This window comes from Intrasporangium sp. (assembly GCF_032907665.1).
Lineage (GTDB): Bacteria > Actinomycetota > Actinomycetes > Actinomycetales > Dermatophilaceae > Intrasporangium.
The window spans coordinates 1-12,239 of sequence record NZ_JAJJPG010000099.1 but is presented as its reverse complement, the minus strand read 5'-3'; the positions used below and the strand labels follow the sequence as shown (position 1 = coordinate 12,239).

The following is a 12,239-nucleotide window of genomic DNA, read 5'->3' as shown; positions in this document are numbered from 1 at the left end:
CTGAGCGGCATACGGCCTCCTACGACTCGCCGCCGGCGTTTCCGGAGGTGCCCGCCGTGACGTCGTGGAGCCGGTAGCGCTCGGCGGCCTGCGCCGGCACATCGGCCGGGACCTTGCCCTCCTTGGCGAGGAGCTGGAGGGCCCGAACCGCGATCGACGGTCCGTCGATGTGGAAGAAGCGGCGAGCAGCCGGCCTGGTGTCGGAGAAGCCGAAGCCATCGGCGCCCAGGGAGGCGTAGGTGCCGGGGACCCACTCGCGGATCTGGTCCTGGACGGCCCGCATGTAGTCGGACACGGCGATCACCGGGCCCTCGGCGTCCTGGAGGCACGTGGTCACCCAGGGGACGCGGCGCTCCTCATCGGGGTGGAGGAACTCCTGCTCGTCGGCGGCGAGGCCGTCGCGACGCAGCTCGTTCCACGAGGTGACGGACCAGACGTCCGCCGCCACGCCCCAGTCGTCGGCGAGGAGCTGCTGGGCCTCGAGGGCCCACGGCACACCGACGCCGGAGGCGAGCAGCTGCGCGCGCGCCGGAGTGTGCTGCCACCCGTCGGTCTTGGCCGTGGACAGCTTGTACATCCCCTTGAGGAGGCCCTCCACGTCGAGGTTCTCCGGCTCCTGGGGCTGGACGAGGGGCTCGTTGTAGACGGTGAGGTAGTAGATGACGTTCGGCGAAGTGCCGTCCTGGCCCTCTCCGTACATGCGGCGCAGCCCGTCTTGGACGATGTGGGCGATCTCGTAGCCGTAGGCGGGGTCGTAGTGCACCACGCCGGGGTTGGTCGAGGCGAGCAGCGGGCTGTGGCCGTCAGCATGCTGGAGGCCCTCTCCCGTGAGGGTGGTCCGACCTGCCGTCGCACCGATGAGGAAGCCCCGCGTCATCTGGTCCGCCGCTGCCCAGAGTCCGTCGCCGGTGCGCTGGAAGCCGAACATCGAGTAGAAGACGTAGACGGGGATCATCGGCTCGCCGTGAGTCGCGTAGGACGTGCCGGCGGCGGTGAACGCTGCGACGGAGCCTGCCTCGTTGATCCCGAGGTGGAGGATCTGGCCCTGCTCGTGCTCGCGGTAGGCGAGCATGAGCTCGGCGTCGACGGGGGTGTAGTCCTGCCCGCCCGGGTTGTAGATCTTGATCGTCGGGAAGAAGGCATCCATCCCGAAGGTGCGTGCCTCGTCGGGGATGATCGGCACGATCCGCTTGCCGAACTCCTTGTCACGCAAGAGGTCCTTGAGCAGACGGACGAAGGCCATCGTCGTGGCGACCTCCTGCTTGCCCGAGCCCTTCTTGAGCTGCGCGTAGGCCTCGTCGCCGGGCAGCTTGATGGGGTCGTAGGCGACGCGGCGGCGGGGGAGCGTGCCACCGAGCTTGGCTCGTCGTTCGAGGGAGTACTTCACGACGGGGTGATCGGGGCCGGGGTGGTAGTAGGGGGGCTGGTACGGGTCGGCCTCGAGCTGCTCATCGGTGATGGGGATGCGGAGGGAGTCGCGGAAGGCCTTGAGGTCCTCCAGCGTCATCTTCTTCATCTGGTGCGTGGCGTTGCGGCCCGCGAAGTGCGAGCCGAGGCTGTAGCCCTTGATCGTCTTGGCGAGGATGACGGTGGGCTGGCCGGTGTGCTCCATGGCGGCCTTGTATGCGGCGTAGACCTTGCGGTAGTCATGGCCTCCGCGCTTGAGGTTCCACCACACCTCGTCGTCGGTCCAGTCCTCGACCATCTTGAGCGTGCGGGGGTCACGGGCGAAGAAGTGGTCGCGCACGTACTTGCCGTCGTTGGCCCGGAACGTCTGGTAGTCACCGTCGCTCGTCTGGTTCATGATGTGGACGAGGGCGCCGTCCCGGTCGGCAGCCAGCAGCGGGTCCCATCCGCGACCCCAGACAACCTTGATGACGTTCCAGCCGGCGCCCCGGAAGAACGCCTCCAGCTCCTGGATGATCTTGCCGTTGCCGCGGACCGGCCCATCGAGTCGCTGCAGGTTGCAGTTGATGACGAAGGTGAGGTTGTCGAGCTCCTCGTTGGCCGCGATCTGCAGGACGCCGCGCGACTCGGGCTCGTCCATCTCGCCGTCGCCGAGGAACGCCCAGACGTGTTGCTGGCTCGTGTCCTTGATGCCGCGGTTGTGCAGGTACTTGTTGAACTGGGCCTGGTAGATGGCGTTCATCGGGCCGAGGCCCATCGACACCGTCGGGAACTCCCAGTAGTCCGGGAGCAGCCGCGGGTGCGGGTAGGACGGCACGGCCTCGATCTGGCCGTCGACCACGTGGCTCTTCTCCTGGCGGAATCCGTCGAGATCAGCCTCGGAGAGGTGGCCCTCGAGGAAGGAGCGGGCGTACATGCCGGGCGAGGCGTGGCCCTGGAAGAAGACGTGGTCGCCGCCACCGGGGTGGTCCTTGCCGCGGAAGAAGTGGTTGAACCCGACCTCGTAGAGAGTCGCCGCCGAGGCATAGGTGGAGATGTGGCCCCCCACGCCGATCTCGGGGCGCTGGGCCCGGTGGACCATGATCGCGGCGTTCCAGCGCAGGTAGCGGCGGAACTCCCGCTCGACCTCCTCGTCGCCGGGGAACCACGGCTCACGCTCCGGGGGGATCGTGTTGATGTAGTCGGTGGCCGTGAGGGACGGCACCCCGACCTGCTGCTGCCGCGCTCGCTCGATGAGCTTGAGCATCACGTATCGAGCCCGAGTCCGACCCTTCTCGTCGAGGACGGCGTCGAGGGACTCGAGCCATTCCTGCGTCTCCTCCGGATCGGTGTCGGGGAGCTGGCTGGGGATGCCGTTGAGGATGGGTCCGGGCTCGGCTGCCACGATTGTGGATCCTTTCTCGTCGCCACGCGTCGCAGCCGGTCGGCCACGGCGCTGCTCTCCCATCCTCCCCCAAAGCGTGGCGGTCGTCACACCCGGGGCCACGCCCGTGGAGGACGGTGACTGCGAGGAGGGACGGGGTGCATGGCGCGCCGAACCGGACGAAGGGCGCCGCTGGACGGCGGTTGCGCGATAACGTCGGACCGGGTGCACTGGTGTGCACGTGATCCATGGGTGGCCTCCCCTCCTCGCCCTCGACGAAAGGAACGGTGACAGTGAGCACGACCGCGGGAGCGGCGTCTCTCGCCAAGCTCGGATTCGCCCCGGGACAGATCATCCAGGAGTTCGGCTACGACGACGACGTCGATGACGACCTGCGGTTTGCGATCGAGGACGTGGTCGGGAGCGACCTCGAGGACGAGGACTTCAACGACGGCGCGGACGGCGTCGTCATCTGGTACCGCGACGGTGACGACGACCTCGTGGACCTGCTCGTCGACGCGCTGACGAAGCTCTTCGACGCCGGCTACATCGTGCTCCTCACGCCCAAGCAGGGTCGTCCGGGGCACGTGGAGGCCAGCGACGTGGAGGAGGCGGCGTCCACGGCCGGGCTCACCACCGGCGGGCAGGTCAACGTCGCCGCCGAGTGGACGGGCGCCCGACTCATGCCGCCCAAGGGTCCCCGCCGCTGACGCAGGAGGCCCGGGGACTGGCACACTTGCGGGCATGACGCCTGCCCCCTCGAAGTCAGAGGCCCGTTCCCCACGCGTCGGCGAGCTCGCTCCGGACTTCACCCTCGTCGACCAGCACGGCGTGGACGTCACGCTCTCGTCGGTCCGGGGAGCGAAGTTCGCGGCCGTCGTGTTCTATCCCTTCGCGTTCTCGGGGATCTGCACGGGAGAGCTGCGCGAGATCCGTGACGGACTCGAGGACTTCCAGGACGGCGACGTGCAGGTCTTCACGATCTCGTGCGACGCGATGTACTCCCTGCGGGCCTGGGCCGACCTCGAGGGCCACTTCTTCCCCCTGCTCAGCGACCACTGGCCACACGGTGAGGTGGCGCGCCGCTACGGAGTCTTCAACGAGGACCAGGGTGCGCCGCTGCGGGCCACCTTCCTCGTCGACCGCGACGGCCTGGTGGCCTGGAGCGAGGTCAACGGTCCGGGTGAGGGGCGCGACTTCGTCAGCTACCGAGCGGCCCTGGCATCGCTGCGCGAGCGCACCCGCTGACGCCCACAACACGCCCGGCAGTGCGCAACGCACGGCAGATATTTCAGGGGTGATTTGCCGGGTGCCGGGCGTGTTGCCGGGTGGTCCGAGGCTCGCTCTGCGGCGTCGTCCCGGGGGTGGGAGGTGCGAGGTCAGCGGGCGGCGTCGACGCCGAGGTAGGCCTCGACGATCTTCGGGTCCGCGAGGAGGTCCCGGGCCGGCCCGGAGTGCACCACCTCGCCGGTCTGGAGGACGTAGCCGTGGTCGGCGGCACGCAGGGCCCTGCGCGCGTTCTGCTCGACGAGGACGATCGTCGTCCCGGATGCGCGGATCTCCTCGATGACCCGGAAGACCTCGTCGACGACCTTGGGGGCCAGGCCCATCGATGGTTCGTCCATGAGGAGGACCTTGGGTCGCGCGACGAGCGCCCGGGCGATGGCGAGCATCTGCTGCTCGCCACCGGAGAGCGACCCAGCGGGAAGGCTCCGGCGGTCCCCGAGCACGGGGAAGCGCTCGTAGGTCTGCGTGAGAGCCTCGGCGGAGGCGCCGCCGACGTGCCATCCGCCCAGCTGGAGGTTCTCCTCGATGGTGAGCGTGCCGAGGATCTGTCGTCCCTCCGGCACCTGGACGAGACCGTCCCCCACGAGGCGGTGGGACGGGGTGCGCGTGATGTCCGAGCCGGCGAAGGTGATGTGCCCGGACCGGGGTTTCAGCAGGCCCGAGATCGCGTTGATGATCGACGACTTCCCGGCTCCGTTGGCCCCGACGAGCGTGACGAGCGAGCCCGCGGCGACGGTGAAGGAGACGCCACGGACGGCCTCGACGCGGCCGTAGGCGACATGGAGGTCATCGACGACGAGGATCGGGTCCTCGGTCGGCTTGGTCTGGCTCACGTGTGGCTCCGCTCGGTGCGGTCGGTCGGTCGGGGGTCGTCGTCGGCCGAGCCGAGGTAGGCCTCGATGACCGTGGGGTTCGCGGCGATCTCGTCGGGGGTGCCGGTGGCGATGACCTTGCCGAAGTTGAGGACGACGATGCGGTCGCACGTGCTGAGGACCATGCCGACGTTGTGCTCGATGAGCAGGATGGTCAGGCCGTCCGAGGCGAGCGACGTGATGAGCTCGGAGAGCCGCTGGGCCTCGACGTGGTTCATTCCGGCGGCCGGCTCGTCGAGGATGAGCAGGGCTGGGTCGGAGGCCAGCGCCCTCGCGATCTCGAGCCGGCGCTGGTCACCGTAGGAGAGCGCGGACGCACGGCTCCCGGCGAGGTCCGCGAGGCCGACGCGCTCGAGGCACCCGGCTGCGTGGTCGAGGGCAGCAGCTTCGTCGCGTCGCGCGGAGGGCAGCCAGAGCAGTCGCCTGAGGAAGGAGGGGCGGCTCACGAGATGGCCGCCGACGAGGACGTTCTCGAGGGCAGAGAGCCGGTTGAAGAGCTTGGAGTGCTGGAAGGTCCGGCTGACGCCGGCCTGTGCGATGCGGTGGACCGGCACGCGCCCGACCTCGGTCCCGAGGACGGTCGCGCGCCCGGAGGTCGGCGGGGTGAGCCCGCTGATCATGTTCACCAAGGTCGTCTTGCCGGCACCGTTGGGGCCGATGAGACCGAGGACCTCGCCGCTGCGCAGCTCGAGGTCGACGTCCTGGACGGCGTGCACGCCGCCGTACTCCTTGGAGAGCCGGTCGAGAGTCGCGACGAGCTCGCCCGGTGTCGGGTGGGAGCGCGACAGCAGACCCTTCCCGCTGGCTGACCGCTCCTTGGGCAGCCGGATCCGACGGCGGAAGAAGCTGGCCAGGCCACCGGGCAGGAAGAGGATGATGACGAGCAGGAGGGTGCTGGCGACGAAGGGCCGGATCCATCCGGCCTCGACGCCGAGGGCGCGCTGGATCTCGGGGATGAGGGTCTGGAACCCGCTGCCCAGCAGGGGACCGATGAACATCGTCGAACCGCCGACGACGGCCGTGACGAGCCCGTCGATCGCGGCCGTGAAGCCGAAGTCCTCGGGGGCGATGAGGCGCACGTAGTAGGCCCAGAGCACCCCGTAGAGACCCGCGACCGCCCCGGCGGTGACGAACGCGGACAACCGGTGCCGCCCGACGTCGATCCCCATCGCGCGGGCGGCGAGCTCGTCCTCACGGATCGCCTCGAGAGCACGTCCGTAGCGAGATCGGCCCATGCGCGCGAACCAGTACGCGACGACGGCGAGGACCGCCCAGGCGATGCCGGGGGTGAGGACCTTGGGCACCGACATACCCTGGGCGCCTCCCGTCCACTCCTGGTTGAGGATGAGGATGCGCACGGCCTCGGCGAAGGCGAGGGTCGCAATGGCGAGGAACACGCCGCGCAGGTGCATCGTCGGCAGACCGAGCACGACAGCAGCGACAGCTCCGACGATCATGCCGATGACGATGGCGATGAGCAGGGCGGGCATCTCGCCGACCTCGCTCGGTTTGGGTGCGAGCGAGGCCGCAGTGAACGCGGCGAGCGAGGCGAAGCCCGCCTGGCCGAGACTGAGCTGCCCTGCGACGAGGACGGCATAGAACGAGTAGGCGAAGATCGCGCCCAGGGCGACGAAGGTCAGGGTGGCATCGGTGAGCATCAGACCTCCCGGACCTTCCGCCCGCCGAAGAGGCCCTGAGGGCGCACGAGGAGGATGACGAAGAGGAGGCCGAAGGCGATGAGGTCGCGCCAGGAGGAGCCGATGTACTGCACGGCGAAGACCTCCGCGAGCCCCAGCGCGAGGCCACCGATGAGAGCCCCCGGGAGAGAGCCCATGCCTCCCACGATGATGACCGCGAGGCCCTTGAGCTCGATGGCGGCGCCCATTCCGAGCTGCGCCGAGTTGACGTTCATGGCGAAGAGGGCGCCGGCCACCGCGCCGAGGGCGGACGAGATGGCGAAGGTCACGGACGTGACCCGGTCGACGTTGACCCCGAGGACGCGGGCTGCGGTCGGGTTCTCCGCGATCGCCCTCATGGCGCGGCCGAGTCTAGACCGGGCCACGAGCCAGGTGAGCCCGACCATGAGGACGATCGAGATGAGCAGGATCGCCACCTGGAGCACGGTCACGGAGACTCCGGCGAACTGGATCGGCGTCTCGGGGAAGGACCCGGCGGGGAAGCGCCGCGTGTCGGGACCGTAGCGCCACTGGAGCAGCGCGATGAACATGCCGGCGAGCGCGATCGATGAGATCAGGCCGGCGAAGTGGGCGTCGGGGCGGTTCTTCAGCGGCCGGAACGCGAGCCGCTCGACGATGATCCCCAGCACGGCGCCGACGAGCAGGACGATGGGCAGTGCCACCCAGATGGACAGCCCCCCGTCGGCGACGAGCTCGATGCCGACGAAGGCGGAGACCGCGAAGACCGAGGGGTGGGCGAGGTTCAGTCGGTCGAGGATGCCGAAGACGAGGGTGAAGCCGATGGCGAACAGCGCGTAGATCGAGCCGATGAACACGCCGTTGAGGAGCTGCTGCATGGGGGTCCTTCGCGGTCGGGTGGCGTGATGGGCCGGGCCGAGGTTTCCCCCGGCCCGGCCGTCGGATCACTCGAGGACGGTGAACTTGCCGCCCTCGACGACCTGGACCACCGCCGGGTGCTCGGCGTCCCGCTTGTCGTTGATGGACACGTCGCCCAGCACGGTCGGCACGTTGCTGATCTTGCTCAGCCCGTCCTTGATGGCGTCACGCTCGCCGGAGCACCCCGAGCGGACCGCGTGGTCGATGAGCGTCAGCCCGGCGTGGGCCTGGGCGGCGAACTGGTCCGGTGCCGCGTTGAACTTCGTCTGGAAGTCCTTGAGGAACGCCGCGTTGAGCTCGTTCTCCGACGCGGAGTTCCATGCCGCGCCGACGACCACTCCTTCCGCGGCTGCTCCTGCGTCGGCCATGAGCTTCGGGTTGTTGAAGCCGTTGCCGCCGATGATCGGGACCGTGATGCCGAGCTCACGCGCCTGGGTCACGAGAGGGATGGCCGCCTCGATGAGGCCGGAGACGACGAGGGCCTCCGGGTTCTGGCTCTTGGCCTGGGTCAGCAGGGCGCGGAAGTCGGTGTCGGCCTTGGAGAAGGTGATCGTCTCGAGGATCTCGACGCCCTCGGCCTTGAGGGCCTCGTCGAAGACCTTGAAGCCGGACTCCGTGAAGGCGTCGTCGTTGCTGTACATGACGACGACCTTCGTCAGGCTGAACTTCTCCTTGGCCTTCTGCACCGTCTGTGGGATGACCTGGGCCTCCGTCAGGGAGTCTCGGAAGATGTAGTCGCCCTGGTCGGTGATGCCGGTGGCGGTGTTCGAGATGGCCAGGACCGGGGTCTTGCCCTCTTGGGCGACGGGCTGGGCCTGGAAGGCGGTGTTGGACAGGGTGGGGCCGATGATGATGCTCTTGCCGTCGCCCACGAAGCCCTCGAACACTGTGATGCCCTGTCGTGGGTCCGTCTGGTCGTCCTCGACCTCGAGCTCGTAGGTGACTCCGCCCTTGGCGTTGAGCTGCTCGACCGCGAGCTCGAGCCCCTTCTGCTGGGACGTGCCGTAGCTGCCGGCAGCGCCGGTCAGGCTGAGGGCTGCCCCGACGGGGATCGGGGACGAGATCGTGCAGGAGTCGCCCGACCCTTCGCCCGTGAGACCGCCCGCGGCCCCGGTCTGTCCGCCGTCGCCGCCGTCGCCGCCGTCGCCGTTGCCGCCGCACGCGGCGAGGGCGAGCGTCGCCGTGGCGGCCACGGCGAGACGAAAGAGCTTGGTACGCATGGTTCCTCCTGAAATGCAATGTTCACGCCGGTCGGGGCGACCGGCGCGTGTCACGTGGCGGCCTCGGCGCGGGGGCGCGTGCCAGCAATCACGGCATGGTCCGGGGTCAGCTCGTCGAGGGAGGTGACCCCCAGCAGCCGCATGGTCCTGGTGACCTGGTCCCGGAGGATGGCGAGGGCGCGGTCGACGCCTCGTTCACCACCCGCCATGAGCCCGTAGAGGTACGCGCGGCCGACCAGGCAGCCGCGCGCGCCGTTGGCGACGGCAGCCACGATGTCGGCCCCGTCCATGATCCCGGTGTCGAGGAGGACCTCGGTGCGGCCACCCACCGCAGCGACGACCTCCGGCAGCACCTCGAGCGGGGTGACCGCCCGGTCCAGCTGGCGCCCACCGTGATTCGAGACGACGATGCCGTCGATGCCGAGCTCGGCCACAGCGCGGGCGTCGTCAGGGTCCTGAATTCCTTTGACGACGATCCGGCCGGGCCACTGCTCGCGGATCCAGGCCAGGTCCGCGAGGGCTGCGGACGGGTCGAACATCCGGTCCACGAGGTCGGCCACGGTGCCGCCGGAGTGCGTGAGCGAGGCGAACTCGAGCGGCTCGGTCGTCAGCAGGTTGAACCACCACGCCGGGTGGACGGACATGTCGGCCAAGGTGCGCAGGGTGAGGGAGGGCGGGATCGTCATGCCGTTGTGCACGTCACGGATGCGCCGTCCGGCCACCGCCGTGTCGACGGTGAGGATCAGGGCGGAGTAGCCGGCCTCGCGGGCGCGGTGAATGAGCTCGAGCGAGGCCTCCCGGTCGCGCCACAGATAGAGCTGGAACCACCGCTCCGAGTCGGGCGCGGCGGCAGCGAGCTCCTCGACCGACACGGTTCCCATGGTCGACAGCGCGTAGGGGATCCCGGCCCGGGCGGCAGCCCTGACCACGGCCCGCTCGCCCTCGTGGTGCATCATCCTGGTGAATCCGGTGGGGGCGAGGACGAGCGGCAGGCTGCTCTGGCTGCCGACGACGACGCGACTCGCGTCCACCGAGCTGACGTCGCGCAGCACGCGGGGGCGGAACTCGACCTGCGCGAACGCCCGCCGTGCCCTGGCGAGGCTGATCTCCTGCTCCGCAGCCCCGTCGACGTAGTCGAAGACGGAGCGGGGCGTGCGTCGCCTGGCGATGTGGCGCAGGTCGGTGATCGTCGCGGCGGCGGCCACCCGACGCTCCGGCTGGGCGAAGCGCGGCGCCTCCACCCTGACCAGTGGGCGCACCTCGGACCAACGGGGGAGTCGGCGCCGGGTGTTCATGGGGCCACATCATGCACCCTCGACCGGCTCCGTGGGGAGGGTCTCCAGATCCCGCCTCTGCAACAGTTCGGCGGCGTCCCTCGTCGGCACGGACCGACGCTGGGCCCGCCGGCCGGTGCGGTTCGCCCGCCGGAGGCGGGCGGGGAGCAAGGAGCGGGCGAGTTCCTGACACAATGGGCCGCCGGACCGGGCATCGTCGGGTAGGCGGCTCCCGTTCCCGGGCCTGTAGCTCAGGTGGTAGAGCACCGCGTTTACACCGCGGGTGTCGTCGGTTCGAGACCGGCCGGGCCCACGTGAGTGACCTGACGCTGAGCGACGTCGTGGCCGTCCTCGACGGGCTCTATCCCCAGGACAGCGCGGCCGAGTGGGACCGGGTCGGCCTCGTCACGGGCGACCCGCCGCAACCGGTGCGTCGGATCCTCTTCGCCCTCGACCCGACGCTCGCAGTCATCGAGGAGGCTCGCCAGTGGGGTGCCGACCTGCTCGTCACACATCATCCTCTGCTCCTCCGCGGGGTGCACTCCGTCGCGACGACGAGTGCCAAGGGCGCCTCCGTCACCGGGCTCGTCGTGGCCGACATCGCTCTCTACGTGGCGCACACCAACGCCGACGTCGCCGACCCCGGGGTCTCCACGGTGCTGGCGGACGCGCTCGGGCTGGCTTCCCAGCGCCCCCTGACGACCATCGGGCCGTATGCCGCTGGGCGGGTCGGCGAGCTCGCCTCTCCGATGTCGCTGGCGGAGTTCGCGGACGTCGTCGCGCGTGCCCTGCCTCCCACGGCGGGCGGCATCCGGGTCAGTGGGGATCCCGACGGCCTCGTTCGCTCGGTCGCGGTCATGGGTGGCTCGGGCGACGACCAGTTCGCTGCCGTGCGGGCCAGCGGGGCCGACGTGTACGTCACGGCCGACCTGCGGCACCACCCGGCGCTCGAGGCCCGGGAGGAGGCGCGGGACGGCACCCCGTACCTCATCGACGCCGGCCACTGGGCGACGGAGTCGCTCTGGTTGGCGAGCGCCGAGCAGCGGCTGCTGGCCGGGCTGGGGGAGGATGCCGCGGCACCGACTAGGGTCGAGTCGAGAATCTCGTCCATCCGCACCGAGCCGTGGACGTTCGTGGTCGGAGCGAACTCCGCGCAACGTGCGGCCCCAACCGGAGGTGTGTCCTGAAAGCCGATCCGTCCCGCCAGTGGCGCCTGCTCGACCTGCAGGCCATCGACACGAGGCTCGACCAGATCGCCCATGCCCGGGCGAACCTGCCCCAGACTGCCGACATCGCCGCTGCGCGCGGTGAGCTGGCGGCCGTCGAGACGGAGCTCGTCAACGCCCGCACCGCGGTCGATGACGTCCAGCGCGAGCTGACCAAGTCGGAGCAGGACGTCCAGCTCGTCCGTGACCGGGCGGCGCGCGACCGCGCCAGGCTCGACTCCGGCCAGGGCAGCGCCAAGGACCTCACGGCGATCCAGCACGAGCTCGTCTCGCTGGCTCGGCGGCAGGCGGAGCTCGAGGACCTCGAGATCGAGGTCATGGAGCGTGCGGAGGCGCTGGCCAAGCAGGTGGCCGACCTCGAGGCCAGGCGCGCCGAGGTCGCCGAGCGGCTCGGCGGTCTCGAGGAGGAGCAGGCCGCCCTGCTCGCCGACCTCGAGGCCGAGGCCAACCGGGTCGGCGCGGGCCGCGCAGACATCGTCGCCGGTGTCGGCGAGGACCTCGTCGGGCTCTATGAGAAGATCCGCGCCCAGAGCGGCGGCCTCGCGGCTGCGGAGCTGCGCCAGCGCCGATGCGGCGGCTGCCGCCTCGAGCTCAACAACGTGGACCTCGACCGGATCAAGAACGCTGCGCAGGACGAGGTCGTCCGCTGCGAGGAGTGCCGGCGGATCATGATCAGGACGGGTGAGTCGGGCCTGTGAGCCGGGCATCCCGAGCCGGTTCCGGCCGGGACCTCGTCGTCGAGGCGGATGGAGGCTCCCGGGGCAATCCCGGTGTTGCCGGTTACGGGGCCCTCGTCCGGGATGGGCAGACGGGTGACGTGCTCCTCGAGCTGGCAGAGCCCCTCGGGGTGGCGAGCAACAACGTCGCGGAGTACTCCGGTCTCCTCGCCGGGTTGCAGGCCGCGGCCGAGATCGACCCCGCCGCGCGAATGCGCGTGCGGATGGACTCGAAGCTCGTCATCGAGCAGATGTCGGGCCGGTGGAAGGTCAAGCACGAGGACATGCGGCGGCTCGCGGC

The 12,239-nt window shown here is 70.0% G+C and carries 11 protein-coding genes and 1 tRNA gene; 6 read left to right on the top strand and 6 right to left on the bottom strand.

Annotation, left to right across the window (positions count from 1 at the left end):
* Positions 1-19 precede the first annotated feature (19 nt).
* Complete coding sequence (gene aceE, locus LOY02_RS13975; protein WP_317182971.1) at positions 20-2,791, bottom strand: pyruvate dehydrogenase (acetyl-transferring), homodimeric type; 2,772 nt, start codon at positions 2,789-2,791, stop codon at positions 20-22.
* A 272-nt stretch (positions 2,792-3,063) separates the two neighbouring features.
* On the opposite strand from aceE, the gene LOY02_RS13970 reads away from it, so the two are divergent.
* Positions 3,064-3,480: a DUF3052 domain-containing protein gene (locus LOY02_RS13970; RefSeq protein WP_317182970.1), complete on the top strand. Its 417-nt coding sequence runs from the start codon at positions 3,064-3,066 to the stop codon at positions 3,478-3,480.
* A gap of 34 nt (positions 3,481-3,514) precedes the next feature.
* On the top strand, positions 3,515-4,018 hold the full coding sequence (locus LOY02_RS13965) for a peroxiredoxin (RefSeq protein WP_317182969.1): 504 nt from the start codon (positions 3,515-3,517) through the stop codon (positions 4,016-4,018).
* 131 nt (positions 4,019-4,149) lie between these two features.
* Here the strand turns inward: LOY02_RS13965 and LOY02_RS13960 are convergent, their stop codons facing one another.
* From LOY02_RS13960 to LOY02_RS13940, 5 genes are all read right to left on the bottom strand, one after another.
* Positions 4,150-4,890, bottom strand: coding sequence for an ABC transporter ATP-binding protein (locus tag LOY02_RS13960; protein ID WP_317182968.1), 741 nt, complete (start codon positions 4,888-4,890; stop codon positions 4,150-4,152).
* Positions 4,887-6,587 (bottom strand): branched-chain amino acid ABC transporter ATP-binding protein/permease, encoded by a 1,701-nt coding sequence (locus LOY02_RS13955; RefSeq protein ID WP_317182967.1) that lies wholly within the window; start codon positions 6,585-6,587, stop codon positions 4,887-4,889. The genes LOY02_RS13960 and LOY02_RS13955 overlap by 4 nt, the downstream gene beginning before the upstream one ends.
* Complete coding sequence (locus LOY02_RS13950; protein ID WP_317182966.1) at positions 6,587-7,462, bottom strand: branched-chain amino acid ABC transporter permease; 876 nt, start codon at positions 7,460-7,462, stop codon at positions 6,587-6,589. The genes LOY02_RS13955 and LOY02_RS13950 overlap by 1 nt, the downstream gene beginning before the upstream one ends.
* A gap of 66 nt (positions 7,463-7,528) precedes the next feature.
* Complete coding sequence (locus LOY02_RS13945; RefSeq protein ID WP_317182965.1) at positions 7,529-8,722, bottom strand: ABC transporter substrate-binding protein; 1,194 nt, start codon at positions 8,720-8,722, stop codon at positions 7,529-7,531.
* A gap of 50 nt (positions 8,723-8,772) precedes the next feature.
* Positions 8,773-10,017 carry an alpha-hydroxy acid oxidase gene (locus LOY02_RS13940; protein ID WP_317182964.1) on the bottom strand — a complete coding sequence of 415 codons (1,245 nt, stop codon included), beginning with the start codon at positions 10,015-10,017 and terminating at the stop codon, positions 8,773-8,775.
* Between the two features lie 219 nt (positions 10,018-10,236).
* Between LOY02_RS13940 and LOY02_RS13935 the strand changes: the two genes are divergently transcribed.
* From LOY02_RS13935 to LOY02_RS13920, 4 genes are all read left to right on the top strand, one after another.
* Positions 10,237-10,309 (top strand) — tRNA-Val (locus LOY02_RS13935).
* Between the two features lies 1 nt (position 10,310).
* Positions 10,311-11,183 (top strand): Nif3-like dinuclear metal center hexameric protein, encoded by an 873-nt coding sequence (locus LOY02_RS13930; protein WP_317182963.1) that lies wholly within the window; start codon positions 10,311-10,313, stop codon positions 11,181-11,183.
* Entirely contained in the window at positions 11,180-11,920 is a 741-nt protein-coding gene (locus LOY02_RS13925; RefSeq protein WP_317182974.1) for a zinc ribbon domain-containing protein, read from the top strand. Before LOY02_RS13930 ends, LOY02_RS13925 begins: the two co-directional genes overlap by 4 nt.
* On the top strand, positions 11,917-12,239 hold a 323-nt coding region (locus LOY02_RS13920; RefSeq protein WP_317182962.1), incomplete at its 3' end, for a reverse transcriptase-like protein. The genes LOY02_RS13925 and LOY02_RS13920, both read left to right, overlap by 4 nt.

What these genes read in the sequence shown, in the direction of transcription:
- LOY02_RS13940 (WP_317182964.1), bottom strand. Translation starts at nt 10,017, where the DNA reads ATGAACACCCGGCGCCGACTCCCCCGTTGGTCCGAGGTGCGCCCACTG.
- LOY02_RS13945 (WP_317182965.1), bottom strand. Translation starts at nt 8,722, where the DNA reads ATGCGTACCAAGCTCTTTCGTCTCGCCGTGGCCGCCACGGCGACGCTC.
- LOY02_RS13965 (WP_317182969.1), top strand. Translation starts at nt 3,515, where the DNA reads ATGACGCCTGCCCCCTCGAAGTCAGAGGCCCGTTCCCCACGCGTCGGC.
- LOY02_RS13955 (WP_317182967.1), bottom strand. Translation starts at nt 6,587, where the DNA reads ATGCTCACCGATGCCACCCTGACCTTCGTCGCCCTGGGCGCGATCTTC.
- LOY02_RS13950 (WP_317182966.1), bottom strand. Translation starts at nt 7,462, where the DNA reads ATGCAGCAGCTCCTCAACGGCGTGTTCATCGGCTCGATCTACGCGCTG.